This is a genomic window from Plantibacter sp. 2H11-2, from assembly GCF_050031945.1.
In the GTDB taxonomy this organism is placed as follows: Bacteria; Actinomycetota; Actinomycetes; order Actinomycetales; family Microbacteriaceae; genus Plantibacter; species Plantibacter auratus.
Map to the genome: position 1 here is coordinate 301396 of NZ_JBNBBL010000004.1, position 25951 is coordinate 327346.

Sequence of the window (25951 nt, forward strand, 5' to 3'; positions counted from 1 at the left end):
CATGACCATCCCCACCACCGAGGCCCTCGCCACCGCCGAGGCACCCAAACCGACGCCCGCGGGCCGCTCGTTCGCCGCCCGGTTCGCGTCGTCGTTCGCGATGTTCCGGAACGGCAAGTCGATCGCCGGGCTCTGCATCCTCGGGTTCTTCGTCCTCGTCGCGGTCTTCGGCGACCTCATCGCGCCGTACGGCCCGCTCGAGAAGGACTTCACCGCGCTGCGCCAGGCGCCGTCCGCCGCGCACCTGCTCGGCACCACGCACATGGGCGAGGACGTCCTGAGCCAGCTCATCTACGGCACCAGGGGCGTGCTCCTCGTCGGCTTCCTCGCCGGGATCTTCGCGACGATCATCGCCGTCGCCATCGGGGTCACCGCCGGGTACGTCTCCGGGTTCACGAGCGAGTCGCTGTCCGCGCTGACGAACGTGTTCCTCGTCATCCCGGGGCTCCCGCTCATGATCATCGTGGCGTCCCAGTACGACAACCCGAGCCTGTTCCTCATCGCCGGCGTCTTGGCGCTCACCGGGTGGGCGTGGGGCGGACGGGTGCTCCGCGCGCAGACGATGTCGCTCCGGAACCGCGACTTCATCCAGGCGGCGAAGGCGAACGGGGAGTCCCTCTTCCGGATCATCACCGTCGAGATGCTGCCGAACCTCACCGCCATCATCGCCTCGAGTTTCGTCGGCACGGTCACTGCGGCCGTACTGGGGCTCACCACGCTCGCGTTCATCGGCGTCATCCCGATCACGAACCTCAACTGGGGCACCATCCTGTTCTGGGCGCAGCAGAACGGCGCCTTCCCCGACTTCTGGTGGTGGTACGTGCCCGCCGGCGTCTGCATCGCCCTGCTCGGTGTCGCGCTGTCGCTCATCAACTTCGGGATCGACGAGTACGTGAACCCGAGGCTCCGCTCGGCGGGTGAACGCGCCAGGGCCCTGCGCAAGCGCGGCATCAAGCCCGGGGCGAGCGTCACCGCCGTCCGCACTGAGACGACCGGCCCGTCCACGATCACCGACACGACCCACACCGAACGCGCTGGAGCCACCGAACGATGAAGACCGACACCGCCCCTCACCTCGAGGACGCCCGCTACCTCGACCCCGCGCTGCCGATCGCGGCCCGCGTCGACGACCTCGTCGAGCGGATGACCGTCCGCGAGAAGGTCGGGCAGATGATGCAGCTCGACGCCCGCGACGACATCGAGGCGCACGTCCTCGAGACCCACGTCGGCTCGATCCTGCACGCGTCACCGGAGCGTCTCGCGGTCGCCCATGAACTCGTCGGGCGGACGCGACTGCGGATCCCGCTGATCGTGGGGGAGGACTGCATCCACGGTCACTCCTTCCACCTCGGCGCGACGATCTTCCCCACGCAACTGGCCATGGCCGCGAGCTGGGACGCCGGGCTGCTCGAGCGGGTGGCCAGGGCCACGGCCGTCGAGGTCGCCGCGACGGGTGTCCACTGGACGTTCTCGCCGGTGCTCTGCATCGCCCGCGACCTCCGCTGGGGGCGCGTCGGTGAGACCTTCGGTGAGGACCCGTTCCTCATCGGTGAGCTGGCCTCCGCGATGGTGCGCGGCTACCAGGGCGACGGCCTGTCCGACCCGACCGCCATCCTCGCGACGGCCAAGCACTTCGCCGGCTACTCCGAGACGCAGGGTGGCCGCGACGCGAGCGAGGCCGACATCTCCCCGCGCAAACTGCGGTCATGGTTCCTCCCGCCGTTCGAGCGGGTCGCCCGCGAGGGCTGCGCCAGCTTCATGCTCGGCTACCAGTCGATCGACGGGGTGCCGATCACGGTCAACGAGTGGCTGCTCAACGACGTCCTGCGCGGTGAGTGGGGGTACGAGGGGACGCTCATCACCGACTGGGACAACGTGGGCCGCATGGTGTGGGAGCAACACGTCAGCCCGGATTACGTGCACGCCTCGGCTGCCGCGATCCGTGCCGGGAACGACATGGTGATGACCACCCCTGGCTTCTTCGAGGGCGCCCTGGAGGCGCTCGAGCGCGGGCTGCTCGAGGAGGCCGACCTTGATCGGGCGGTCCGTCGCATCCTCACCCTGAAGTTCGCGCTCGGCCTGTTCGAGCACCCGCGGCACCCGGACACCGCCGAGCAGCTGGCGGTGATCGGCTCGCCGGAGCACACCGGACTCAACCTCGAGACCGCGCGGCGCTCGCTCGTCCTGCTCCGCAACGAGGGCGTGCTGCCGCTCGCCGGCGGCTACCGGGCGGACGAGGCAGGCAGGGCGATCGCGACGTCCGAGGCCGGGCCGCAGCGCATCGCCGTCGTGGGTCCGCTCGCGGACGACGCGCAGATGCAGCTCGGCGACTGGGCGGGCAACTCCGGCCAGGCCGGTTGGTTGCCCGACGGCCAGCCGCGCGAGATGATCACCACCGTGGTCGACGGCCTGCGTGCGGTCGCACCCGCCGGGAGCACGGTCACGACCGCGTTCGGAGCCGACATCCTCACGCTCTCACCCGATCCCGCGGGGGCGACCTTCCCCGACGGCCAGCCGCGTCCGCCGTTCGTCACGCCCGCGCGACCTGACGAGGCGCTCATCGCGGAAGCCGTCGCGCTGGCCGAGGACGCCGACGTGGTCGTCGCCGTCGTGGGCGACCGCATCGAGCTCGTGGGGGAGGGCCGCTCCACCGCGACGCTCGAGCTCATCGGCGGACAGGTGGCACTGCTCGACGCCCTGGCCGCCACCGGCAAGCCGCTCGTCGTGGTCCTGCTCGCCTCGAAGCCGCTCGTGCTGCCGCCGTCCGCGCTGCACGCCGACGCGATCGTGTGGGCGGCGAGCCCCGGCATGCAGGGTGGCCGCGCGATCGCGGAACTCCTGCTCGGTCTCATCGAGCCGACCGGTCGCCTGCCGATCTCCTTCGCGCGGCACGCCGGCCAGCAGCCGACGTACTACAACCAGATCCGCGGACAGCACGGCGACCGCTACGCCGACCTCACCCAGGAGCCCGCGTTCGCGTTCGGCGACGGGCTGTCCTACTCGAGCGTCGAATACGGAGAGCCGCACCTCGACCAGGCCGTCTACCGAGGTGGCGACACCCTGCGCGCCGAGGTCGAGGTGCACAACAGCGGTTCGCGTCCCGTCCTCGAGACGGTGCAGGTGTACGTCAGTGACCTCGTCACCTCGGTCAGCTGGGCCGACCAGGAGCTGAAGACGTTCCGCCAGGTCGCGATCCAACCGGGCGACACGGCGACAGTCACGATCGAACTGCCCGTCGCCGACTGCTCCATCGTCGACGCGAGGGGACGACGGGTCGTCGAAGCGGGCGAGTTCGAGCTGCGGGTGGGCGGCTCGTCACGGGCCGATGCGCTGCACGCGGTCCGCTTCACGATCGCCGACTGAGCCGTCGGCGGCCGGGATGCTCACGGGGCCGCACGAAGTCCCTCCTGTTTCGTGCGGCACCCGTGAGCGGTCCCGAGGGCTACGCCAGTTCGTCCGCGTCAGCGCGGACGGTGACCTCGCCGCCGTTGGCGCCGTGCATGAGGTCCTCGAGCAGGGGGCGGTCCATCTCGAACGTCTCGTCCGAGTCGAAGCTGAACTGCAGCGGGATCGACGGGTGCAGCCAGAGCGTGACGCGGCCGCGCTCCGTCGAGGTGTCGCGCAGGGTCACCGAGAACGACTCGTTCCGGCGGAGCTTCATGAGGGTGATGGTCTTGACGTGAGCCAGCATCCGGTCTTCGAGGTGGAACCGGTTCTCGCCCGTGCCGTATACGATCGCGCCCATGTGCTGTGCCCTTCTTCGGGCCTCCGACGATCGACACGGCGAGATGCGCCGGTGTCGAGCGGCCAGCCTGGAGACCCACTTCAATGTCCGCCGAACAAGTGTAGGAAACTTGAAATCGTCGCTCTGAACTGTTGATTTCCAGGTGTCGGCTGCGCTATGCCAGCTTCCGCTGGCGAGGCGGTCAGGACAGCAGGTCGGGGTCCTGTCCCTGGGGGAGTGCCGAGGACGGGGTGTCCTGGGAAGGACCGTCCGGTGTGCCCATCGCGATGCCGATCCCGGGGCCGATCAAGATGGTGATCGGCTCCAGCTGACCCTCACCGCGGTCGACCTGCAGCCACCGGAACTGTCCGGCGGAGATGCTGTCGAGCACCTCGGCGCGGAACTCGTCCGGATCCTCGACGGCGATCGAGTACGGAAGTCCCTGGTAGACGATCTCCATGCGGCTCATGCGACTTGTCCTGTCCGGCTCGGAGCGGGCTCCGCGATGACCGAGAGGCCGTGGGCGGAGTTCGCCGTGACGTTCAGCGCGTCGATCCACGCGCGGTTGAGGTCGATCGGGACACTGCCCGAGTACTTGAAACGCAATGGCACCGAGGGGTGGATCCAGATGACGCTGCGCCCGTCGCCGGCGCGCGGGTCGTCCTTCCAACCGAAGTAGAAGGCCTCGTTCCGGCGGAGCTTCGCACCGATCACGAACTGCAGGTGCGCAAGCAGCCGGTCCTCGAAGGTGATCGAGACCTCAGAACCGTAGATCAGTTTTCCCATGGCGGGCCGTGCTCTCCTCGTTGTGCGTCACGCGGTGTCTATCGCGGTGTCGCTTCACCTTAAGACTCTCGGCTCCGAAAACCCAGCTGGCGGCCGCGCGGGCACGGATGGGACGCTTCGGCGTCGATGTCAAGGGCCCCGGGATCGACAGGTACGGTGCGTAACCTGCCGTGCAGGAGGTGCCAACCATGGCAACAGCAGAGAAGACCAGCAAGACCGAGAGCACGACCCGATCGGCTCCCGGAGGATCCGGGCCGAAGCCCACCCGTCGGCAGAACGCCGAGAAGGGCTTCGTCGCGTCGAAGGAACTCGACGCCAACATGCAGGCCGTCCTCGTCGACCTCATCGAGCTGTCGATCCAGGGCAAGCAGGCGCACTGGAACGTCATCGGACGCAACTTCCGCGACACGCACCTGCAGCTCGACGAGATCATCGACGCCGCGCGCGAGTTCAGCGACACCGTCGCGGAGCGCATGCGTGCCCTGCACGCCGTGCCGGACGGCCGCAGCGACATCGTCGCCGAGACCACGACACTGCCCGAGTACCCGCAGGGCGAAATCGACACCTCGGAGACGATCGACCTGATCACCGTCCGACTCGAGGCGGTCGTCGGCACGATGCGTCGGGTCCACGACGACGTCGACGATGAGGACCCGACGAGCGCGGACATCCTCCACGCGATCATCCAGCAGCTGGAGCAGTTCGCGTGGATGATCAGCGCGGAGAACCGGACGGCGACCCGCAGTCGTTGACCTGCAGGCGGTGACCCTGGGCGGCGCCCGACGACCACGCGTCGTCGGCAGCGCCGCCCGGTCGTTCGTCGACGACCAAGGGCCGGCGACGACTACTTGTCGTCGGCGCCGCCACCCGACGCCGTGTCCTCGCCGTCGTTCGGCTCGGAACCGTCGGAGCCCGAACCGTCGGGGATCTCTTCCGCGTCGGGACGTGAGGATGATGCAGATGCGTTCGTCATGTTCGCTTCCTTCCTGGTTGTCGCCATCGGAGATGACCAGACCAACGCTAGGCCGCCGAGCTGATCGGCGCGTGGGGGTTGACGCTTCGACAGGGCCAGACCAGCATGGCGGCTGTGATGAGCGGTGATGAGGTGACCGGGCGCGAGACCCCGACGGGGAGCATCCGCACACCGAAGCAACGGGTCGGCGCGTGGATCATGCCCGCGCTGCGCCCGTGGCGCCTCATGCTCGCGCTGAAGGTGGCCATCGCGGCCACCGCGGCCTGGTTCCTCGGCAGCCTGCTCCCGGGCGAGCTCGGCGACTTCTCCTACTACGCCCCGCTCGGCGCCCTCGTGAGCCTCACGCCGACGCTCATGGACTCGGTGCGCTCGAGCCTGCAGACCCTCATCGGTCTGGGCCTCGGCATCGGACTCGCGTGGCTGCTCATCATCTCGCCCGCGCCCGGCTGGGTGTCCGTCTCGCTGTCGGTGGGGCTCGGCACGCTGCTCGCCGGCCTGCCGGGGCTCGGACAGGGCCGTGACTACGTCCCCATCGCGGCGCTGTTCGTCATCATCATCGGCGGAGCGAACGCCAACGACTTCTCGGTCGGCTACCTCGTGCAGATGGCCCTCGGCGTGCTCGTCGGGCTCCTCGTGAACCTGCTCATCATGCCGCCGCTGTTCGTCCGCGAGTCGGCAGCCGGGATCTCGGCCGCGAGGTCACGGATGGTCGGTGCGCTCCGGAGCATGTCGGACACCCTCCGATCCGAGTCGGCACCGACCCCGGACGACCCGCCGTCTTGGGACAGCTCGCTGCTCGCCATCCGGCACGACGTCGACGCCGCGCGCGGGCTGATGAAAGACGCCGCGGAGAGCCGCCGGGCCAATCCGCGCACGCGGTGGAACCGGCACGACTTCCGCGGGGATGAGGGGGCGCTCGCCGCCCTCGAGCGGATCGCGCCGGTGGTCGTGGAGATCGGTGACGCCCTGCGTGCGGCGCTCTGGGGGATCCCGGTGCCGGTCGACCTCGACGAGGGCGTCCGGAGTGCGCTCGCCGATGCGATCGACGCCTCGGCCGACCTCGTCGAGGCGGCGATCGACGACGAGCGTCTCTCCGATGCGCTGCGTGCGTCCGACCAGGCGCTGACGATGCTGCGTCGGGCGGTGCGCTCGGCCCACGCGGGCGCGAACGGTGCGGCCGGTCGGGAGTCGGACGACGCCGACCCGGCGGAGGATGCGGGTGGCGAGAACCTGCTGTTCGCGCTGCGTCGCATCCACGCCGAGATCGAACGCTCGGAGCGGTCGCCGGACGCCTGAGCGGCGCCCGGCGCGCCCGGTCCTCAGAGGATCGGCTTGCCGCCGGTCACCGCGATGACGGCGCCCGAGATGTAGCTCCCCTCGTCCGAGGCGAGCAGCACGTAGGGCGGAGCGACCTCGGCAGGCTGGCCCGGACGCCCGAGCGGGGTGTCCGTCCCGAACGACTCGACCGTCTCCGGCGGCATCGTCGACGGGATCAGGGGCGTCCAGATCGGACCGGGGGCGACGGCGTTCACGCGGATCCCGTCACCACCGAGCATCTGCGCGAGCGACGCGGTCATGCTCGCGAGACCCGCCTTGGTCATGGCGTAGGGCATGAGCTGCGGCGACGGCGAGTCGGCCTGCACCGAGCTCGTCGCGATGATCGAGGAGCCCGGAGCCATGTGGGGGACGGCCGCCTTGCTCAAGTGGAAGAACGCGCTCAGGTTCGTGGCGAGCGTGTGGTCCCACTCCTCGTCAGGGATCTCGGCCAGGCTCTCCCGGGTCATCTGGTACGCGGCGTTGCTCACCAGGATGTCGACCTTCCCGAAGCGTTCGACCGTCGCGCGGACGATCTCGCGGCAGTGCTCTGGGCTCGTGAGGTCACCACCGATGCTGAGGGCGGTCCGGCCGGCCTCCTCGACCCAGCGGACCGTGTCGGCCGCGTCCTCGTCTTCATCGAGGTAGCTGACGACGACATCCGCCCCTTCGCGGGCGTAGGCGATCGCGACGGCCTTGCCGATACCGCTGTCGCCACCGGTGATGATGGCGACCTTGCCCTCGAGCTTGCCCGAACCCCGGTAGCCGGTCTCGCCGTGGTCGGCCTGCGGCGTGAGCGCTCCCTCGGTCCCGGGTGGCTGCTGCTGCTGAGCGGGCTGGTTCATGGTGTTCCTCCCTGTGCTGCTGCGGATCCGTGCTGCTGTGCGTGCCAGCATGCTGTGGTTGCGGTCCGTCCACCCAAGCCGATCCGAGCGATCCGCCTCCAGGGGTTGACGCCCGCCCGGCACCCGGCGTCCCGCGCTAGCAGCCGCGTGGCGGGGCCGCCAGCCCCGGCGATTCGGAGGTGCGGCTCGTAGGGTGAATCGCATGACCGCAGCTGGCGAGGATCTCCGTTCGTACGCACCGATCGGGGACGGCCGCACCGTCGCCCTCATCGGACTCCGTGGCCAGGTCGACTGGCTGCCGATCCCCGACCTCGGCTCCATGCCGGTGTTCGCCCGGCTGCTCGACGACGACTCCGGCGGGTGCATCGAGCTCGAGCCGGTCGGCGAGTACACCGTCACGCGGCGCTACGTGTCCGGCACCAACGTGTTGCGCACGACCTTCACGACCGAGCACGGGCGAGCGACGATCACGGACGCACTCGTCACGGGCATCGCGGGTCGCCTGCCCTGGGCCGAACTCGCGCGCCGGATCGACGGGGTGTCCGGCAGCGTCGAGTTCACCTGGCGCGTCCGGCCCGGGACGGCGCTGGGGACGGCCTCGCCCTGGATCGAGGACAGCACGCGCGGCCCCATCATCCGCTCCGGCGCGACGACGATCGCGGTCGTCGGCGACGAGTACGGGCCCGAGGCGGTCGAGGTCGACGGGGCCATGCCGACGGAGCTCTCCGGTCGCTTCACGACGACCGAGAACTCCCGTCACCTGCTGATCATCGTCGCCACCCACGGCGAGCCGATCCATCTGCCGGTCCCGGCGAACGTCGACGTGGGTATCGATCGGACGATCGACAACTGGCGCGCCTGGTCCCGGGCCTTCTCCTACGAAGGCCCATGGGCGGATCAGGTGCAGCGCAGTGCCCTCGCCCTCAAACTCCTGATCTTCAGCCCCACCGGTGCCATCGCGGCCGCGGCGACCACCTCGCTCCCGGAGAACCCGCGCGGGGCCAAGAACTGGGACTACCGCTTCGCCTGGGTGCGCGACCTCGCGTACACCGCGCACGCCCTCGTCCGCTTCGGCCTCCGCGAGGAGACGCACGCCGCCGTGTCGTGGCTGCTGCGCACCATCCGCGAGAACGGACCGGAGCTGCACATCTTCTACGGCCTCGAGGGCGGCGTGCCCGATGGTGTGGTCGAGCACGACGTCGCCGGCTGGCGCGGCATCGGTCCGGTGGTCAGCGGGAACCCGGCTCAGGGGCAGCTGCAGCTCGGCGTCTACGGCGACCTCTTCGCGATCTGCCGCACCTACGTCGACGCCGGCAACGTCCTCGACGTCGAGACCGGCCGTCTCCTCGCCGAGGTCGCGGACCGCACCTGCGACCTGTGGCGGAACCGCGACGCCGGCATGTGGGAGCTGCCCCAGGAGGAGCACTACGTCTCGTCGAAGATGGGCTGCTGGCAGGCGCTCGGCGACGCCGTGCACCTGGCGGAGCTCGGGCAGGTCGCCGGCAGTGCCGACCGCTGGCGCACCGAGCAGACCCGCATCCGGGAGTGGATCGACGAGCACGGGTGGAACGAGGAGCGCGGGGCGTACGTCATGTTCCCCGGGAGCGACGACCTCGACGCCTCCGTGCTGCTGCACGCGATGAGCGGGTTCGACCGCGGTGACCGGATGTCCTCGACGATCGACGCACTGACGGCCGAACTCGGCGAGGGGGCGCTGCTGTACCGGTACTCGGGGGTGCAGCAGGAGGAGTACACCTTCGTCGCCTGTGCGTTCTGGCGGGCCTCCGCGCTCGCCTGCGTCGGTCGTCACGACGAGGCGATCGCGGCCATGGACGAGCTCGTCGGCATGACCAACGACGTCGGGATCCTCGCCGAGATGATCGACCCGGCCGACGGCGCGCACTGGGGCAACCTGCCGCAGGCGCTGAGCCACCTCGCGCTCATCAACGCGGCCCTCACGATCAAGGAGCTCACCGAGCAGGATTGAGCGCTCCCGGTCCCTGAGCTGCGCCGCACTGAGTCTGTCGAAGTGTCGAAGGGCCCACGCACGCGGGTACCGGCCGGATGCTGGGAAAGCAAGCCCCGCGGGGACACCCGTCCGGGTCCGTACCGTGGAGGCAATGGATGTTCACCCACAGGTCTTCCGAGACACCCCCGCGATCCTCGTCGAGAGCATCTGGTGGGACGCCCGCACCGACGAGGTCGTCTGGGTCGACATCACCGCGGGCACGCTCCACCGCGGACGGATGGACGGCGCCGTGGACGGCAGTGACGACCGCGTCACCGAGCTCCCACCGCCGCTGAGCGCCGTGCAGCCGCGTGCCGCCGGCGGCTACATCGCCGCACTCGGTGACCGCATCGTCACCCTCGACGACGACGGGCTCATCGCCGAGACCCTGGCGAGGCTCGACCACGTCCACGCCGGCCTGCGCAGCAACGAGGCGAAGGTCGACCCGTACGGCCGGTTCCTCGTCGGCTCCATGAACGTCACCACCGGCGAACCGAATGCCGCCCTGTACCTGCTCGACGACACCGGACTCCGCACGCTCCTCGGCGGCTTCGGCGTCACCAACGGCTTCGAGTGGTCCGACGACGGTCGTACCGTGTACGTGACCGACACCACCGTGAAGACGGTCTACCGGGCGAGCACGGGAGAAGACGGCCGACTCGGGCCGCTGGAGCCCTTCCTCGTCGGCTACGACTCCGACGGCCTCGCGCTCGACACCGACGGTCGATTCTGGAACGGCGTCAACGGCGGTGGTCGCGTGCTCCGGTGGAGCCCGGACGGCACCGTCGAGGACGAGCTGAGCGTGCCGGCCCCGGGCGTCACGTCGGTGGCCTTCGGCGGGCCCGAGCTCACGACGCTCTTCGTCGGGACGGCCCGCGAGAACCTCACCGAGGCGGACCTGGTGGATGCACCGCTCAGCGGCGGCATCTTCCGATTCGACGGACTCGCGACCGGCCGACCCGTCAATTCCTACGGACGCCGATCGACCTCGGGGCCCGACCCGGCGACCGACCGCATCTGACCTGAACCATTCCGACCTGTCCGACCACGACCGAACACTGAACGAGAGGACCATCACCATGGCCAACGACCAGTACACCTTCACCGACCCGGCGAAGCTCTACGCCCACATCACCGCCGAGAAGCAGCACCAGCCCGAGCCAGGCCTCGACGCGAAGCTCGACCCGAAGGCCGACCTCGGCGAGGAGAGCTACCGCGGCTCGGGTCGTCTCACCGGCCGCAAGGCGCTCATCACCGGCGGCGACTCCGGTATCGGTGCCGCCACCGCGATCGCCTTCGCCCGCGAGGGTGCCTCCGTGGCCCTCTCCTACCTCCCGGAGGAGGAAGAGGACGCGCAGCGCATCGCCGGCATCGTCCGCGAGGCCGGCGCCACCGTCCTCACCCTGCCGGGCGACCTGCGCGACCCGTCCTACTGCCGCGACCTCGTGGAGCGCGCGGTCGAGGGCCTCGGCGGCCTCGACATCCTCGTGAACAACGGCGGCAAGCAGAAGTTCAACGAGGACCTCACCACCCTGACGGACGAGCAGTTCGACGACACCTTCAAGACCAACGTCTACGCGATGTTCTGGATCACGAAGGCCGCCCTGCCGCACCTCCCGGCCGGTTCGTCCATCATCAACACGACGTCGATCCAGGCGTACTCGCCGTCGGACATCCTCGTCGACTACGCGTCCACGAAGGCGACCATCAACGCCTTCACGAAGGCGCTGGCGCAGCAGCTCGCGCCCAAGGGCATCCGCGTCAACGCGGTCGCTCCCGGCCCGATCTGGACGCCGCTCCAGGTCTCCGACGGACAGCCGCAGGACAAGATCGCCGAGTTCGGCGAGGACACCCCGCTCGGCCGCATGGGCCAGCCGGCCGAGCTCGCGCCCGCCTACGTGTTCCTCGCGTCGGCGGAGTCGTCCTACGTGCTCGGCGAGACCCTGAACGTCAACGGCGGTATGCCCACGCCGTAACCCCGTCCCACCCCACAGCAGCCCGCGAACTGTCAGTTCCGGCTCGTCAGACGCCGTCCGACTATCTTCTTCTGACAGTTCGCGGGCTGTTTGGGTCAGTCCGTGCGGTCCGCCGCACGTCGGACGCGACGGCCCTCGAGGGCGTCCTTCGCGTCGCGGTCGGCGAGCGCCTTGATCGCGGCGTCCGACCGCAGGGGCAGCTGCAGCTCCTGCTCGGCGGCGACACCCGAGGCGAGCTGGCGGCCACGCTGGATCTCGATGTCGAGCTGGGCACCGAACAGCAGTGCGAGGTTCGCGATCCAGATCCACAGCAGGAAGATGATGATGCCGGCGAGCGAGCCGTAGGTGGCGTCGTAGTTGCTGAAGTTGGCGATGTAGAAGCCGAACCCGACCGAGGCGATGAGCAGGATCAGGAGTGCGGTGAGCGCACCGATGCTGATCCAACGGAACTTCTCCGGCTTGATGTTCGGCGTCGCTGAATACAGCACGGCGATGACGAAGACGAGCGCGGCGGCCATGACCGGCCACTTCGCGATCGACCAGACCGTGAGGCCCGTCTCACCGAGACCGACCGCCTGTCCGATGGCCTGCGCGACCGGGCCGGACACGATGAGTGCGAGGGCGATCACCGAGATGACGAGCAGGACGACGAGGGTCACGCCGAGCTGCGTCGGACGCAGCGACCAGATCTTGCGACCCTCCTCGACCCCGTACATACGGTTGAGCGCGCGACCGAAGCCGCCCACGTAGCCGGATGCCGACCACACGGCACCGGCGATACCGGCGATGAGCGCGAAGCCGATCGCCGGTGACTCGACGAACTGGTTCACCGCGTCGGTCAGGAAACCGAGGCTGTCGCCCGGGGCGAGGTTGCCGACGATCTCGAGGAGGGCGTCGGTGCCGTTGCGGCTCTGTCCGAAGAGGCCGAGGATCGAGACGAGCGCCAGGACGGCCGGGAAGAGCGACAGGATCGCGAAGTAGGTGAGCCCCGCGGCGAGGTCGGTGCACTGGTTCGAGGTGAAGGAGTGCAGCGTCCGCTTCAGGACGTAGCCCCAGGGGACGGGGACGCGCTGGGGGTTCATCGTCTCTTCCGCGTGGTCCGCATCGCGGTTCCGCGGATCGTCCGGCGTGCTGCGCTCGAGACGGTCCTCCTTGGTGGACTCAGACACGGTGCCCTCGGTTCGCACGCCACAGCAGGACACCGGCACCGACGACCGCGACCGAGGCGACGACGATGGCGGTGGTGCGCAGGTGGTACGCCACGGCGGTGCGGACGTCGAACTTCTGGAAGAGGAGGTCGAGCGTCTGCGCGAGGTGCTCACGCGTCTGCTCGACGTCGAGCTGCAGGGTGTTCAGACCGGCGCCCTCGGGGGGAGTGGGGCGGGCGAGATCCTGGTCGCTCATGCTGCGGCCTCCTTGGTGTCGTGCTTCGAGTCGTGCTGCTGGTGCTCCGCGAGGTGGTCGCCGGTGAGGGCTTCGACACTGCGCTCGGGAACGGGCTTCGCGCCGGCCTTAAGCTTCTTGACGCCGACGAGCGCCAGGATCCCGGCGACGAGGATGAGGACGACGCCGACGATGAGGGCGGCGAGCCAGGCGGGGAGCACGGTGGCGAGTCCGAGGACGGCTGCCGCGATGAGCGTCCCGAAGCCGAAGAGCACGAGCACCAGGGCGACGACCAGCATCCCCGCGCCGATCCCGAGGTCCTTGGCCTTCTTCGTCATCTCCGCCTTGAACAGGGCGATCTCGCCCGTGACGAGGCGGACGACGTCCTCGCGGAGGTCGGTGAGGAGGGTCTTCATGGGAGGAAGTCCGCGGCGACTCCGTCTGCGGTCGGCCGCGCTGCTGGCATCGGTCATGTGAGCACTCTTCTCGTTGTGGTCCTCCAGCCCACACCCCTCGCGCGCGCGAGACAAGGGCTTGACAGGCGTGTCGGCCGATCGCGGAATACGGCGACACTCAATTGGTTACATCTACAAGTAAACGGGGTAGCCTGTACCGACCCCATCACCCGATCGGAGACCGAATGTCCGCTGTGCTCGACGAGCGTCTGCTCGCCCCGGAGACGTCGATGGGCGCGGTCACGCTCCGCGTCGGCGACCTCGACCTCATGTCCGGCTACTACGCCAACGCCTTCGCGATGGAGCCGCTCGAGGAGCGCAGCCGCGACCGCGAGGTGCACCGGGTGCTCGGTCGTGGCGACACCCCGCTCGTGCGGCTCGTGCACACGCCAGACCTGCCGGCCGTCGACCGGCGGCAGGCCGGCCTGTTCCACACGGCGTTCCTGTTCGAGGACGAGTCGAGCCTCTCGGCGACGGTCTATCGGGCCGCGCAGGACCCCCGCGGACAGTTCGTCGGGTCGAGCGACCACTTCGTGAGCGAGGCGTTCTACTTCACCGACCCGGAGGGGAACGGCGTCGAGCTGTACACGGACCGCCCGCGCAGCAGCTGGGTGCGCTCGGGCGACCAGATCGCCATGACCACCACCTACCTCGACCCGAACGCCTACCTGCAGCGGCACCTCACGGAGGACGCCCTCGGCGCCGGGCCCTCGTTGGCCGGTGCCGTCGGGCACGTGCACCTGCAGGTCGGAGACCTCCAGACCGCCCGAGCCTTCTACGTCGACGCCCTCGGATTCGAGACGACGCAGACCGAGTACCCCGGCGCGATCTTCGCCTCCGCCGGCGGGTACCACCACCACATCGCGATGAACGTCTGGAACAGCCAGGGCGCCGGTCCTCGCGCGGCCGCCCTCGGCCTCGGCGACGTGTCGATCACCGTCCCCGACCTCGCGAACCTCGATACGCTGGGCGCGAGGCTGCGCGCCCGCGCGATCCCCTTCGACGCGGACGGTCGTTCCGTGACCGTCTCCGACCCGTGGGGGACCCGCGTGACCGTGGCCCTGCCCGACCTGTCGACCGAGGAGCTGCTGTCCCGATGACCACCGCACTGCGCGACGTCCGTTCCGCCGACTGGGCCGACGCCGCGTCGTCCGCTCCCGTCGTCGCGGTGCTCCTCCACGGCTACGGCTCCAACGAGCACGACCTCACCGGTCTCGTCGGGCCGCTCGCGCTCGGCATGCCCTGGGTGTCGCTGCGCGCGCCGCTCGAGATGGGCCACGGTGGCGCGGCCTGGTTCGAGATCACGACGCCGGGCAACCCGGACCCGGAGCCGATCGCCCGCGCGACGGACGCCGTCTGGGGCTGGATCGACGAGCACGTGTCGGCCGAGGCGCGCGTCGTGCCCATCGGCTTCTCGCAGGGCGGCTTCATGGCCTCGCAGCTGCTGCGCACGCGACCCGAGCGGGTCGTGGCGCCGGTCATCCTCGCCGGGTTCGTGCTGAGTTCGCCGCAGCCCGGCGACGAGGTGTTGGCGGCGACGAAGCCCGCGGTGTTCTGGGGACGGGGTCTCGAGGACCGCGTCATCGCCGCGCCGGCCGTTGCGCGGACCCACGCCTGGTTGCCGCTCCACACGACCCTCACCGAGCGCACCTATCCGGGGCTCGCCCACGGGATCCACCAGGCCGAGATCGACGACGTCCGCGCGTTCCTCGGCGAGCACGTCGGCTGATCGCTCAGTCCCTCGGCTCCGCGGGTGACACCACCTGCGGTCGCACGTGCTCGTAGACGACGCTCGTCCGGACGTCGGCGACCTCCTCGCGTTCGGTCAGCTTGTCGATGACGAAGGCGTAGAGCGCGTCGTTGTCGGTGACGGCGACCTGGAGCAGGAAGTCCTCGTTCCCGGAGACGACGAACACGCCGATGGTCTCCGGGAGGGTGATCGCCCAGCTGCGGAACGCGTCGATGTTGACGCGCGACGGCGGTCGGATCCGGATCGCGATGAGCGCCTGGACGGAGCGACCGAGCGACGGCAGATCGACGTCGAGTCGCGCGCCGCGGATGACGCCGCGGCGGTACAGGCCGCGGGTCCGGTCGAGCGCGGTGGTGGGCGAGACGCCGACCGCGGCAGCGATGTCCCGGTTGGTGCGCCGGGCGTCGCGCTGGAGTTCGCGCAGGATCGCCGTATCAAGTTCGTCCATGCGGTCGATTGTGCCAGTTCGGCCGGACGATGTACGGGCTCGGAGCGACCAAGGTTTCGCTCGACATAGCCTGAGGGTCGATCCGCGTACGACATCAGGGAGAGACATGACGGAAGAACAGCTCGTCGGCTTCGCGCCGGAGGAGATCGACACGGCGGCGCCAACGCGGTCCGCCCGGCTGAAGTGGGTCGTCGTCGTGCAGCAGGACCTCCCGGCCGGTCGAGCCGTGAATGCTGCGGCCTGCGTCGCGGCGGCGATCGGAGCACGGGTGCAGGGACTCCTCGGACCGGACGCCGTCGACGCCGACGGCTCGGCTCATCCCGGACTGCCGTGGGCCGGGTGCAGTGTGTTGTCCGCTCCGACTGAGCAACTGGCGGCGATCCGGGCCAAGGCGGCGGGCTCGGACGGCGTGCTCGTCGTGGACATGCCGGAGGTGGCCCAGCTCACCCGGGTCTACGACGAGTACCTCGAGGTGGTGGGGGACACCGTGTCGGATGCACTCGCCCCGCTGGCCGTCGCCCTGGTCGGGCCGCGCAACCGGGTGGACCGGATCGTCGGGCGACTGCCGCTGTTGGCCTGAAAGCGCATGCGTCAGGGCTTGAGGGAGGTGGGGTGCGGCGGGCTGGCTAGGGTTGGCGGGTGAGCACCACCGTCCATCCCACGCAGGTCGCGCCGTCCGCAGCCGTCGTCACCGTCAGCCGCGTGGTCTACCTCCTGATCGCCGTGATCATCGCGATCTCGCTCGTCATCCAGATCGTCCTCGTCATCACCGGCGGCGCCGACGCCCGCTCGGGTGGCGTCGACATGTCCGTCGGACTGGCGACCCGCTTCGCGCGCATCTTCAGTGCGTTCACGATCCTCAGCAACCTCATCGTGCTCACGGTGTCCGTCCTGCTGGCGATCGACCCCCTGCGCGACGGCCGGCTCTGGCGGGTGGCGCGGCTCGACGCCCTGCTCAGCATCGTCATCACCGGCATCGTCTACGCGGTGGTGCTCGCGCCGCAGGTGAACCTCACGGGGTGGGCGCTCGTCATCACGATCGGGTTCCACTACCTGTCCCCGTGGCTCACGCTCGGCGCCTGGCTCGTGTTCGGTCCGCGTCCGCGCTTCACTTGGAGCACCGTCGCCTGGGCCTTCCTCTGGCCGCTCGCCTGGGTGGTCTTCACCTTCATCCGTGGCGGCATCACCGGCTGGTACCCCTACCCCTTCCTCGATGCAACGCAGCTCGGCTTCGACGGCGCCGTCCGGAACGCGCTCATGGTGCTCGTGGTCGCGATCGTGTTCGCCGTGCTGCTCAAGCTCGTCGACCGGGTGCTGCCCGCCGCGCTCCGCCGCTGAGGTGAGGCACCTGGTCGCCCGGCAGCGTTCCGGGCGACCATCTGCCTCACCTCGGCCTGCGGCCCGGCTCACGGGTGCAGGACCACCTTCCCGTTGAGCGTCCGCGACTCGGCGAGCTCCATCGCGGGCACGATGTCGGTGAGTGGGAAGCGCGCGGCGATGTTGGCCGTGATGTCACCGTGCTCGAGGAGCCGGAAGACCTCGCCGAGGTCGGCCTCCAGGCGGCGGCGGAACCTGGCGGGACGGAGGCGGTGGCCTGCCCACAGGTCGTAGAAGGTCGAGCTGCGGCCGTTCGGGAGGGCCGTCCAGAGCAGCGCCTGACCGATCGCCAGCAGGAACGGCGCCATCAGCGGTCCCGTGCCGCCGACCGTTGAGATGATCGAGTAGGTCACGAGCGTGCCGCCGCGGGCGAGGAGCCCGAAGGCCGTGCGGGTCGTCTGGCCGCCGACGTTGTCGAAGACGGCGTCGACCCCGTTCGGCGCCAGCTCGCGGACCCGTGCCCCGAGCTCGGGGTCCGCGTAGTCGACGGGGATGACGCCCGCCGCGCGGAGTGCCTCGTGATGCCGGGGCGACGCCGCACCGATGACCCGGACGCCGTGGAGTCGCGCCAGCTGGATGAGGATTCCGCCGACGCCCCCGTTCGCACCGAACAACAGGATGGTCTGGCCCGGCTGGACCCGCGCAGCGCGATGCAGCATCTGCCACGCGGTGACGCCGTTCACGACGACCGTCTCGGCGTCCTCTGAGCTCACCCCGTCCGGCACGAGGATGCTGTCGCGCGCGGGCACGACGGCGTGGGTCGCCCAGGCACCCGTCTTGGTCAGGGTCGCGACCCGTTTGCCGATGAGGGTCGGGTCACCTCCGGTGCCGACCTCCAGCACCCGTCCGACGAGGTCGTATCCCGGGACGAACGGGAACGCCGGTTGGCCGAAGTACCGGCCCTTGCGCATCGACTGCTCGGCGAAGGAGACCCCGGTGGCCTCCATCTCGACCAGAAGCTGGCCGGCGTCGGGAGTCGGCGTCGGCACGGTGGCCAGTTCGAGGCCGGCCGGCTCGACGAGGCCCGGCAGGACGACCTGGGTGGTGGTCGCGGATGGTGTGGTGTGCATGATGTGTTCCGATCTCGTGATGGTTGTGTGTGACTGAACAGTCACAACTGTGGGTACGAAAAACAGCAGGTGCGGTCGGTGGCTCTGAGTTGATCAGTCGTGCCGGATGCCGTGGTCGACGACACGCGCCCAGTCGGCGTCGACGTCGCCGAGGCCCGCCTGCACGACGAGGTGACAGAGCTGCCCGTAGGCGAGACTGCGCTGGACGGCGCCGGCGTCCGCCCCGGAGTCACGGGACATGACGCGCACCACGAGTGCGAGCCCGGAGCGGACCGCCTCCTGGATCTCGGGGACGTCGCAGGCGCTCTGTGCGTGCACCTGGAGGGCGATGAGGCTGCGGTCGCGGATGAGCTCGATGTACGCCTGGGTCATCGCATCGAGCTTGTCGTCCGGGCTCCACTCCGGGTGGTCCTCGACGGCTGCGGACATCGCGTTCGCGACCTGCTCGTAGCAGTGCTCGACCGCGGCGACGAAGAGGCCGAGTTTGCCGTCGAACAGGCGGAAGACGTAGGCGGGGGAGATCTTGGCCGCAGCAGCGACGTCCGCGACGGGGGTGGCGCGGTAACCGGCGATCGAGAAGACCTCCACCGCACTCGCGATGGTGCGGACGCGTTGGTCCTCGGCGGTCGATCGGCTCATGTGACTGATTGAACACGAACAAGCGATACCCGTCAAGCACCCGTGTCAGGATGGGGCATGCCCGTCGTCGAATCCCGCTGCACCGTGCCCGTCCCGCCCGACGTCGCGTTCGCGATCTCCCAGACCACCGGCGAGACCCGGATGCGCTGGGATCCGTTCATCCGGAGGCAGTACTTCCTCGACGGCGCGAAGGAGGCCGCCAAGGGCGTCCGCACCTTCACCGTCCAGCGGTTCGGGTTCCGGATGGTCAGCGAGTACGTGTCGTACCACCCGCCGACCAACGTCGGTATGAAGATGACGAAGGGCTCATGGTTCTTCGAGCGGCTCGCCGGCGGCTGGCGCTTCAGCCCGGTGGAGGGCGACGACCAGCGCACTCTCGCCGTCTGGCGCTACAACTTCACGTGCAAGCCGCGGTGGCTGGCGCCGATCGCCGAGCGCATCGGTGCGATCGTCCTGCAGCGCGACATCGACCGCCGCATCCGAGGCTTCGCGCGCGGCTGTGAGGATCCCGCCGTGCTCGCCGCGGTCGCTGCAGCGGACTGATCCGCCACTCAGCGGGCGAGGAACGAGCCGATGCCGAATCGGGCGGTCACGCCGGGGCTGAAGAGCACCGAGTCGGGCTCGTGCTCGACGACACCCGGGAGGCCCGCCGCCGCGCAGAGCTCGTCGCGCAAGGAGGTGACGCGCGCCGGGTGGAGCACCCAGGGTTCGTGCTCGTTCGGCAACCACTGCGTCCGACCGAAGCGGCTCTGGAAGAGCCCCCACCGCGCCGTCAGGAACTGCGACAGCTCGTCGTCGACGGTCGTCGCGCGGTCGACATCGACGCCGAGCTGGAAGCCCGGACCTCGTGTCGTCGGCGACGTCGTGATCCGCCGCGACGCGTACTCCCAGCCGTCGTCCGTCGGTCGCTGCGCGGTCCGCGCCCACTGGTAGGGCAGGCCGAACATCGCGCGAGCCGCGAGGACCGCCGGCAGGCTCGACGCCTCCAGCGACCGGAACACGACGCCGCGACGCCCCTCGCTGTCGACCCCGTACAACCGGACGTTCACCTCCGTGAAGGAGCCGCCGATGGGCGACGGCGGCAGCGGACCGATGCGGGCGTCGCCCAACTGGAAGGCGATCAGCCCGACCCAGGTGGAACCGTCGAAGACGTCGGGGACCACCCCGCGCGGGAGCAGTGGCGCGACGGCGCTCGCCGGGACGCGCCAGTGGACGAACGCCAGGTCCCGCCACTCCTGCGCGGCGACCACCGGGCCGGACAGTGCCGGTGCGCTCGAGGCGATCGGCCGGGGCTCGCCGGTCATGCCAGGTGCTCGTACTCGGGCAGGTCGATCTTGTCGGCCGGCGGGGAGAACAACTGCGCACCGACGAGTTTCGCCGGCTTCGACCCGGCCACGCGGAGTGCGGTGCGGAACGCCGCGACGCCGGCTTTCGAGGTCGGGTTGGCGAGCTGCGGCGTACCCGGCGGCAGCGACTGGGCCTGCTCCACGTACGGGCGCATGATGCGTTCGTACCCGCGGAAGGCGTCCCGGTGGTGCACGTGCGCCGCCAGCTCACCGGCCAGCACGTAGGCGCCGACGATCGACAGGCTCGTCCCCATGCCGCTGACGGGCGACGCGCACCAGGCCGCGTCACCGAGCAGTGCGACCCGTCCGGATGCCCAGCGGGGCGTCCGGACCTGGCCGATGGACTCGTAGTAGACGTCGTCGCTGTCGTCGAGGTGCTCGAGGATCCGGTTCGCCTGCCAGGGGAGTCCGACGAACCGGTTCCTGAGATGCCGTCGCTGCGCGTCGAGGTCGCGGCGCGCGGGAACGACGCCGTCGCCGCGGTCGGACGTGACCTCCGTGAGGACGGCCCGGGTGGTGCCGTGCCGGTCGGGTCGGAGCGTGACGCTGCGGCCGCCGACGCCCGAGTACCACTGCCACCACGGCACGTCGGCGTCGTCGCGCGGAATGGTGAGGTACGTCATCTCGAGCCCGAGGGACCGGGTCACCGCCTCGCCGGGGAAGGCCAGCTCACGCGTCGACGATCGGATGCCGTCAGCCGCGATCACGAGGTCGAACGCCTCATCCTCGCCATGTGCGAAGGACACGAGGACCCGTTCACCGTCGTCGTCGAGCCCGGTGATGTGGTCGCCGTACCGATAGCTGGTGGTGCCGTCCGTCGCGTCGATGAAGATGCGGGCCAGGTCGCCACGGAGGATCTCGACCTCGGCGGTCGCGCCGTCGGTCTCGGAGTCCGACACCGGGAACTCGGCGATCGTCTCACCGGCGTCACCGACGAACCGGGTGCCGCGCTCGCCGGTGGTCGCCTCGCGTGCCGCGTCCTCGAGGACCGCGCGTCGCAGGACCTCGCGAGCAGCGCCCCGCACGTCGATGTTCTGGCCGCCGTCGCGGAACGCCGGCGCGCGCTCGACGACCGTCGTCTCCCAGCCGTAGCGGTTCAGCCAGAACGCCAGGCCGGGGCCGGCGATGCTGGCTCCGGAGATCAGGACGCGGGGAACGGTCATCGTGGTGCCACCTCTCAGGGAGCGTGGGATTGCCGCTCCGGTCGCCTCCATCATCGCGCTCGCCGATCCGAATCCCGCATGGTTGACAGCTCCGGCGGTGCAGGCGTCGGCCGCTTGTACGCTGGGGGCATGTCGAGGATCGAACGCAAGCGTCGCAAGCGGAGTGTGCGGGTCGATCGCGTCTACGACGGCGACGTCTACGTCCGGGTCAACTCCGTAGGGTCCAGCGGGGATCGCTCCTTCATCCTCATCCCCGGCATCGGTGTCTCGTCCACGTACTTCGAGCGCCTCGCGCCGCACCTCAACGAATTCGGGCCGGTGCACGCGCTCGACCTCCCCGGCTTCGGCGGAGTGCCGCACCCCTCGTCGACGCTCACGATCCGCGAGTATGCGGACCTCGTCGGTCGGGTCATCGACGAACTCGATCTCAAGGACCCGATCATCGTCGGCCACTCGATGGGCAGTCAGGTGGTCAGCGACCTCGTCTCCCGTCGCCCCGAGTTGTCGACCCTCATCCTCATCGGGCCAGTCGTCGTGCCCGGTCAGCGGCGGGTGCTCACCCAGGCGGTCCGGTTCCTGCAGTCGAGTTGGCACGAACCGCTCACGGTGAAGGTGCTCGCCGTCAGCGCCTACGTCTTCTGCGGGTTCAAATGGTTCTCGCGGGTCCTGCCGGAGATGCTGACCTACCCGATCGAGGAGGCCCTGCCGAAGGTGCAGGCGCACACGCTCGTCATCCGTGGCGAGTACGACGCCGTCGCACCGCGCGAGTGGGTGGAGCGGGTCGGAGAACTCCTGCCCTCCTCACGCCTCTGGGAGATCCCCGGCGCAGCGCACTCCGTCATGTACGCGCACGCCGAGGAGGTCGCGAAGCTCTGCGTCGACCACGCCAGGCGCACGGTGGCGGACGGCGACGACGACCGACTCCAGGTCTACCCCGAGGACTCGGACGGGAGCGACGACAAGGAACCGGAGGCGCCGCAGCCCGCGGCCATCATCCAGGCCGTCGGAGGTCGGATCGAGGAGACGATCGGGATCGTCACCGACGACGACGACCGCGTGGCCGAGGGGAAGTCGCAGGTGGCCGACGCGGTCGCCTCCATCGACCACGACTGAGCGCTCGCTGAGATGCGGCGGATCGTCGCTCAGCCTCGGGCCGGGCGACGAACCGCCTCACCTCACCGCGTCGGCTCGCCGAACCAGCGCCGGAGGGCCGGTTCGAGTGGTTCCCGCCCGTCGGCCAGCCAGACCACGTGGCCATCCGGGCGCAGGAGCACCGCCGTGGCCGCGAGCTCCGGGGTCGTGGTGGCGACCCGGTCGACGCGGTCCGCCCAGCCGGTGACGTTGTGGGTCCCGGTCTGGTCGAGCAGGAGTCCGCGACCCTCGTGGAGGAGGGTGAACAAGCGCCCGCCGTCGGCCAGGGGGAGGTCGTGGAGCCGTCGACCGAGCAGCGACCCGTCGTCAGAGCCGTCGTCCACCGCTGCGCCGGGACCTCCGACGTCGTATCGGATGCCGGTGGACGCGATCCGCTCGCCCAGGAAATGGGCCACGTCGTCGAACCGCATCAGGTCCGAGAACAGCCGACGCACCGCCTGCGGGCCGGGGTCGGGGGACAGGAGGACGCTCTGTGCTCGGGTGAGCGTGAGGACGTCGTCGGCGACCGGGCGGCGCTCGGTCGCGTAGGTGTCGAGGAGGTCGGCCGGTGCCCACCCGGCGAGCTCGGCGGCCAGCTTCCATCCGAGGTTGAACGCGTCCTGGACCCCGAGGTTGAGGCCCTGCCCGCCGAGGGGCGGGTGCACGTGGGCGGCGTCGCCAGCGATCAGCACGCGGCCGACCCGGTAGCGCTCGGCGAGTCTCGTCGCATCGGTGAAGCGCGACAGCCAGCGCGGGGAATGTGCGCCGAAGTCGGTCCCGGCGAAGCGCTCGAGCCGGGCCCGGAACTCCTGGATCGTCGGAGTCGCCAGGCGTTCGTCGGCGGGGGCGTCGGCGGGCGCCACCGCGCGGAAGAAGCCGCCCGACACCGGTCCGATGCCGAAGCCACGGTGCGTCTTCCGGACCTCGTCGGCGATGGCGGCGACCTCGTCGGCCGGGAGGGTGACCTGGATCTCCCCGAGAATCCACTCGGTCTGCGCGGGCTCGCCTGGGAAGCCGATGCCGAGGCTCTTCCGGACGGTGCTCCGCCCGCCGTCGCATCCGACGAGCCACCGTGCCCCCAGGCGCTCACCGTCGTCCAGCTCGACGGTGACGCCGTCATCGTCCTGTTCGAGGCCGACGAGTCCGTTCCCGCGCCGCAACTCGGCACCGAGCTCGAGCGCGCGTTCGGTCAACAGCCGATCGGTGACCGGCTGCGGGAGACCGAGGATGTAGTCGTGCGCGGTGTCGAGCGGTACGGGTCGCGGCGGGACGATCCCGGCGAAGTGACCGGCGGCGCCCGGGTACCGCGTGCCCTCGGCGAGGAACCGGTCGAGGATGCCGCGCTGGTCGAGGATCTCGATGCTCCGCGGGTGGAGGCCCAACGACCGCACGGCAGGGGTCGGCTCGGTGTCCCGCTCGAGGACGAGGACGTCGACCCCGTGGAGCCGGAGTTCGGCTGCCAGCATCATGCCGGTCGGGCCGCCACCGCTGATGATGACGTCGTGCATGAGGACCCCGTTCTCGCGGTCGGAGGCGACCGCGGCCACCCATTCTGGAGGCCGGAGGGGGTCTTGCGGCAAGCCCCGGTGCCCGGCATACTCTGGAAATGCAGCGGCAGTGAGATGCGGCGGACCGTCGCTCAGCCTCGGGCCGGGCGACGAACCACCTCACCTCACCGCGTCGGCTCGCCGGGCCAGGACCGCGCCGTGGGGCCGCTGGTCGAGGCTCGTCCTGGTGTGCGTCTCGACGACCTCGAAGCCCGCCCGACGCACCCGCTCGGCCAGCTCCATGACCGGCCAACGATAGGCCGTCACCACGGCATGGTCGAACGCCTCGACCGCCGGACCCTCGAAGCAGCCGACCAGCAGTTCGCCGCCCGGTCGGAGCACGCGTCCGAACTCCGCGAGCGGTGTCTCGATCGTGTCGGGACGGTGGTGGATCAGCGAGTACCAGGCGAGGACGCCGCCCACCGATCCGGTCTCGGCGTCGAGGGCGTCGAGGCTGCCGAGGTCGAACCGGGTCTCCGGGTGCTCGGCGCGGGCATGCGCGATGAACTCGGGGACCAGATCGACGCCACGGATGTCGAGCCCGCGCGAGGCGAGGTACGCCGTCCAATGGCCCGGGCCGCAGCCGGCGTCCAGCGCGGGACCGGCGATCCGGTCGGCCCAGGAGGTCACGAGCTGCCGGTCCGACGGGTGCACTGACGCCATCGTGCCCAGCAGCGTCGCGTACTCGGCGGACCGACGGGCATAGGCGTCTCGGACGGTGCGCATGCTCTCACCGTATCGATAGGCCCCGATCACGTTCGCGGTGAGTCGTCCCCGGTGGACGACTCACCCGGCGTGAGCCTGGCGAGCGTCGCCGCGACGAGGACGACGACGGCTGCCGCCGCACAGATGCCGACGACCGCGGTGGGTGCCCCGGTCGCCTGGATGAGGACGCCGGCGATCGCACTGCCCGCTGCCGCCCCGATGTTGTGTCCCGTGTTCACCCAGGTCGTCGCGGCGTTCTGCTGGTACCGCCCACCGGCTGCGTGCGCGGCGACGTAGGAGACGATCATGATCGGCGAGAAGAACAGCCCGGTGACCGCGAGGACGACGCTGACGGCGAGGAAGCCGGTCACCGCGGCGATGAGCGATGCCGAGACGAGCAGTGCCCCCGCGAGTGCGACCAGCTGGCGGACGGCCGACCCCGGGACCGAGAGTGCCCCGTAGAGCAGCCCGCCGAGGGCGCTCCCGCTGGCGAAGAGTCCGAGGGCGATGCCCGCGGCGGCCGCACCACCGTGTTCCGCGAGCACGACCGGTACGGCGACACTGATCGTGCCCGAGACCGCCCCGGCGACCAGCACCGGCAGGAGTATGGCGATGAAGCGGGCGTCGAGTAGGAGTGACCGCCCACGGTCCTGCCGGGGGACGCTGCGATCCTGCGGCGCCATGCTGCCGACGGTCGAGGTGCTCACGAAGAGGAGTCCGCCGATGAGGACGAACCCGGCGGGCACGAGGAGCGCCGTCCCCGGGGCGATGACGGCGAGGGCCAACCCGGCCGCCGCGGGTCCCGCGAGGTAGAGGAGTTCCTCGACGACCGCATCCAGGCTGAGTGCCTTGCGCAGGAGTTCACCGTCTGGCGTGAGTCGACCCCAGGCGACTCGCATCGTCGGCCCGAGTGGGGGAGCGAACGCGCCCGCCAGTCCCGCGAGCGTGATCAACAGCGCCCCGGGAGCGGCGGTGAGCGACGCGACGGCCAGGCCCGCGATGGCGCCACCGAAGACGAGGACCAGGATGGCCAGGACGCGACGCGCGCCGTGGCGGTCGATGAACCAGGCCCGAAGCGGTGCGAGGAGGCTCGCCGTTGCGCCGTAGACGGCCACCGCGACACCCGCGAGGGCGATCGAACCCGTCGCCTCGGAGACCGCGTAGAGCAGGGGGAGCAGTACCAGCGCGTAGGCGGATCTGCCGACGAGAGCGGACCCGAAGGTCAGCGGGACATGGGGAAGTGCGAGCACGTCGAGATAACGCGCTGTCCGGGTGGACGACATGAGAAGGACTCCAGTGAAACGGGCGCGC

At 70.2% G+C, this 25951-nt stretch carries 29 protein-coding genes; 13 read left to right on the forward strand and 16 right to left on the reverse strand.

Going from position 1 to position 25951, the window contains the following annotated elements; translation table 11 throughout:
* The first annotated feature begins 1 nt into the window (after position 1).
* Together ACQG07_RS10905 and ACQG07_RS10910 are read left to right on the forward strand one after the other, a co-directional pair.
* On the forward strand, positions 2–1054 hold the full coding sequence (locus ACQG07_RS10905) for an ABC transporter permease (RefSeq protein ID WP_079704857.1): 1053 nt from the start codon (positions 2–4) through the stop codon (positions 1052–1054).
* A complete protein-coding gene (locus ACQG07_RS10910) occupies positions 1051–3363 on the forward strand; it encodes a glycoside hydrolase family 3 N-terminal domain-containing protein (RefSeq protein ID WP_426738299.1) in 2313 nt (770 codons plus the stop codon). The genes ACQG07_RS10905 and ACQG07_RS10910 overlap by 4 nt, the downstream gene beginning before the upstream one ends.
* A gap of 79 nt (positions 3364–3442) precedes the next feature.
* Here ACQG07_RS10910 and ACQG07_RS10915 read toward each other — a convergent pair whose 3' ends face one another.
* The 3 genes from ACQG07_RS10915 to ACQG07_RS10925 all read right to left on the reverse strand — a co-directional run bounded on the left by ACQG07_RS10915 (position 3443) and on the right by ACQG07_RS10925 (position 4510).
* Entirely contained in the window at positions 3443–3745 is a 303-nt protein-coding gene (locus ACQG07_RS10915) for a hypothetical protein (RefSeq protein WP_085512050.1), read from the reverse strand.
* Between the two features lie 181 nt (positions 3746–3926).
* The gene (locus ACQG07_RS10920; protein ID WP_086472956.1) at positions 3927–4193 is read right to left on the reverse strand and encodes a hypothetical protein; all 267 of its coding nucleotides are present in this window, start codon (positions 4191–4193) and stop codon (positions 3927–3929) included.
* The gene (locus tag ACQG07_RS10925) at positions 4190–4510 is read right to left on the reverse strand and encodes a hypothetical protein (RefSeq protein WP_064297077.1); all 321 of its coding nucleotides are present in this window, start codon (positions 4508–4510) and stop codon (positions 4190–4192) included. Before ACQG07_RS10925 ends, ACQG07_RS10920 begins: the two co-directional genes overlap by 4 nt.
* A gap of 188 nt (positions 4511–4698) precedes the next feature.
* On the opposite strand from ACQG07_RS10925, the gene ACQG07_RS10930 reads away from it, so the two are divergent.
* Positions 4699–5262, forward strand: coding sequence for a Dps family protein (locus ACQG07_RS10930; protein WP_086472957.1), 564 nt, complete (start codon positions 4699–4701; stop codon positions 5260–5262).
* 92 nt (positions 5263–5354) lie between these two features.
* Here the strand turns inward: ACQG07_RS10930 and ACQG07_RS10935 are convergent, their stop codons facing one another.
* Positions 5355–5483: a hypothetical protein gene (locus ACQG07_RS10935; protein WP_255467562.1), complete on the reverse strand. Its 129-nt coding sequence runs from the start codon at positions 5481–5483 to the stop codon at positions 5355–5357.
* A 117-nt stretch (positions 5484–5600) separates the two neighbouring features.
* Here ACQG07_RS10935 and ACQG07_RS10940 point away from each other — a divergent pair, with 117 nt between their 5' ends.
* Positions 5601–6779, forward strand: coding sequence for an FUSC family protein (locus ACQG07_RS10940; RefSeq protein ID WP_137242480.1), 1179 nt, complete (start codon positions 5601–5603; stop codon positions 6777–6779).
* A 23-nt stretch (positions 6780–6802) separates the two neighbouring features.
* On the opposite strand, the gene ACQG07_RS10945 is transcribed toward ACQG07_RS10940, so the two are convergent.
* Entirely contained in the window at positions 6803–7642 is an 840-nt protein-coding gene (locus ACQG07_RS10945; protein WP_229939522.1) for an SDR family oxidoreductase, read from the reverse strand.
* Positions 7643–7844: 202 nt separating this feature from the next.
* Between ACQG07_RS10945 and ACQG07_RS10950 the strand changes: the two genes are divergently transcribed.
* The 3 genes from ACQG07_RS10950 (at position 7845) to ACQG07_RS10960 (ending at position 11626) form a co-directional block, all read left to right on the forward strand.
* On the forward strand, positions 7845–9629 hold the full coding sequence (locus ACQG07_RS10950) for a glycoside hydrolase family 15 protein (protein WP_426738300.1): 1785 nt from the start codon (positions 7845–7847) through the stop codon (positions 9627–9629).
* A 133-nt stretch (positions 9630–9762) separates the two neighbouring features.
* Entirely contained in the window at positions 9763–10671 is a 909-nt protein-coding gene (locus ACQG07_RS10955) for an SMP-30/gluconolactonase/LRE family protein (protein WP_426738301.1), read from the forward strand.
* Between the two features lie 58 nt (positions 10672–10729).
* A complete protein-coding gene (locus tag ACQG07_RS10960; RefSeq protein WP_426738302.1) occupies positions 10730–11626 on the forward strand; it encodes an SDR family oxidoreductase in 897 nt (298 codons plus the stop codon).
* Between the two features lie 95 nt (positions 11627–11721).
* Here the strand turns inward: ACQG07_RS10960 and ACQG07_RS10965 are convergent, their stop codons facing one another.
* From ACQG07_RS10965 to ACQG07_RS10975, 3 genes are read right to left on the reverse strand one after another with little or no spacing between them, the layout of a single operon-like run.
* Positions 11722–12795 (reverse strand): YihY/virulence factor BrkB family protein, encoded by a 1074-nt coding sequence (locus ACQG07_RS10965; RefSeq protein WP_274499252.1) that lies wholly within the window; start codon positions 12793–12795, stop codon positions 11722–11724.
* Positions 12788–13030, reverse strand: coding sequence for a DUF3618 domain-containing protein (locus ACQG07_RS10970; protein WP_064297084.1), 243 nt, complete (start codon positions 13028–13030; stop codon positions 12788–12790). The genes ACQG07_RS10965 and ACQG07_RS10970 overlap by 8 nt, the downstream gene beginning before the upstream one ends.
* Positions 13027–13482 (reverse strand): phage holin family protein, encoded by a 456-nt coding sequence (locus ACQG07_RS10975; protein ID WP_071261765.1) that lies wholly within the window; start codon positions 13480–13482, stop codon positions 13027–13029. The genes ACQG07_RS10970 and ACQG07_RS10975 overlap by 4 nt, the downstream gene beginning before the upstream one ends.
* 167 nt (positions 13483–13649) lie before the next feature.
* Here ACQG07_RS10975 and ACQG07_RS10980 point away from each other — a divergent pair, with 167 nt between their 5' ends.
* Together ACQG07_RS10980 and ACQG07_RS10985 are read left to right on the forward strand one after the other, a co-directional pair.
* Positions 13650–14564 (forward strand): VOC family protein, encoded by a 915-nt coding sequence (locus ACQG07_RS10980; RefSeq protein ID WP_426738303.1) that lies wholly within the window; start codon positions 13650–13652, stop codon positions 14562–14564.
* Positions 14561–15193 (forward strand): alpha/beta hydrolase, encoded by a 633-nt coding sequence (locus ACQG07_RS10985; protein WP_426738304.1) that lies wholly within the window; start codon positions 14561–14563, stop codon positions 15191–15193. The genes ACQG07_RS10980 and ACQG07_RS10985 overlap by 4 nt, the downstream gene beginning before the upstream one ends.
* 4 nt (positions 15194–15197) lie before the next feature.
* Here the strand turns inward: ACQG07_RS10985 and ACQG07_RS10990 are convergent, their stop codons facing one another.
* Positions 15198–15662 (reverse strand): Lrp/AsnC family transcriptional regulator, encoded by a 465-nt coding sequence (locus ACQG07_RS10990; RefSeq protein WP_426738305.1) that lies wholly within the window; start codon positions 15660–15662, stop codon positions 15198–15200.
* Positions 15663–15768: 106 nt separating this feature from the next.
* Here ACQG07_RS10990 and ACQG07_RS10995 point away from each other — a divergent pair, with 106 nt between their 5' ends.
* Positions 15769–16242 (forward strand): DUF2000 domain-containing protein, encoded by a 474-nt coding sequence (locus tag ACQG07_RS10995; protein WP_426738306.1) that lies wholly within the window; start codon positions 15769–15771, stop codon positions 16240–16242.
* Positions 16243–16301: 59 nt separating this feature from the next.
* Complete coding sequence (locus tag ACQG07_RS11000; RefSeq protein WP_426738307.1) at positions 16302–17000, forward strand: Pr6Pr family membrane protein; 699 nt, start codon at positions 16302–16304, stop codon at positions 16998–17000.
* Between the two features lie 68 nt (positions 17001–17068).
* On the opposite strand, the gene ACQG07_RS11005 is transcribed toward ACQG07_RS11000, so the two are convergent.
* Complete coding sequence (locus tag ACQG07_RS11005) at positions 17069–18109, reverse strand: medium chain dehydrogenase/reductase family protein (protein WP_426738308.1); 1041 nt, start codon at positions 18107–18109, stop codon at positions 17069–17071.
* A gap of 93 nt (positions 18110–18202) precedes the next feature.
* Positions 18203–18748 (reverse strand): TetR/AcrR family transcriptional regulator, encoded by a 546-nt coding sequence (locus tag ACQG07_RS11010; protein WP_079704875.1) that lies wholly within the window; start codon positions 18746–18748, stop codon positions 18203–18205.
* Positions 18749–18805: 57 nt separating this feature from the next.
* On the opposite strand from ACQG07_RS11010, the gene ACQG07_RS11015 reads away from it, so the two are divergent.
* Positions 18806–19291 carry an SRPBCC family protein gene (locus ACQG07_RS11015; RefSeq protein WP_085512028.1) on the forward strand — a complete coding sequence of 162 codons (486 nt, stop codon included), beginning with the start codon at positions 18806–18808 and terminating at the stop codon, positions 19289–19291.
* Positions 19292–19299: 8 nt separating this feature from the next.
* On the opposite strand, the gene ACQG07_RS11020 is transcribed toward ACQG07_RS11015, so the two are convergent.
* On the reverse strand, positions 19300–20052 hold the full coding sequence (locus ACQG07_RS11020; protein WP_426738309.1) for a YqjF family protein: 753 nt from the start codon (positions 20050–20052) through the stop codon (positions 19300–19302).
* Positions 20049–21257 (reverse strand): FAD-dependent monooxygenase, encoded by a 1209-nt coding sequence (locus ACQG07_RS11025; RefSeq protein ID WP_426738310.1) that lies wholly within the window; start codon positions 21255–21257, stop codon positions 20049–20051. The genes ACQG07_RS11020 and ACQG07_RS11025 overlap by 4 nt, the downstream gene beginning before the upstream one ends.
* 129 nt (positions 21258–21386) lie before the next feature.
* Here ACQG07_RS11025 and ACQG07_RS11030 point away from each other — a divergent pair, with 129 nt between their 5' ends.
* Positions 21387–22370, forward strand: a complete 984-nt coding sequence (locus tag ACQG07_RS11030) for an alpha/beta fold hydrolase (protein ID WP_124768512.1) — start codon at positions 21387–21389, stop codon at positions 22368–22370.
* Positions 22371–22432: 62 nt separating this feature from the next.
* Here the strand turns inward: ACQG07_RS11030 and ACQG07_RS11035 are convergent, their stop codons facing one another.
* From ACQG07_RS11035 to ACQG07_RS11045, 3 genes are all read right to left on the reverse strand, one after another.
* The gene (locus ACQG07_RS11035) at positions 22433–23896 is read right to left on the reverse strand and encodes an FAD-dependent monooxygenase (RefSeq protein ID WP_426738332.1); all 1464 of its coding nucleotides are present in this window, start codon (positions 23894–23896) and stop codon (positions 22433–22435) included.
* 159 nt (positions 23897–24055) lie between these two features.
* The gene (locus tag ACQG07_RS11040; RefSeq protein WP_124768514.1) at positions 24056–24661 is read right to left on the reverse strand and encodes a class I SAM-dependent methyltransferase; all 606 of its coding nucleotides are present in this window, start codon (positions 24659–24661) and stop codon (positions 24056–24058) included.
* Positions 24662–24687: 26 nt separating this feature from the next.
* Entirely contained in the window at positions 24688–25923 is a 1236-nt protein-coding gene (locus tag ACQG07_RS11045) for an MFS transporter (RefSeq protein WP_426738311.1), read from the reverse strand.
* Positions 25924–25951: the final 28 nt, after the last annotated feature.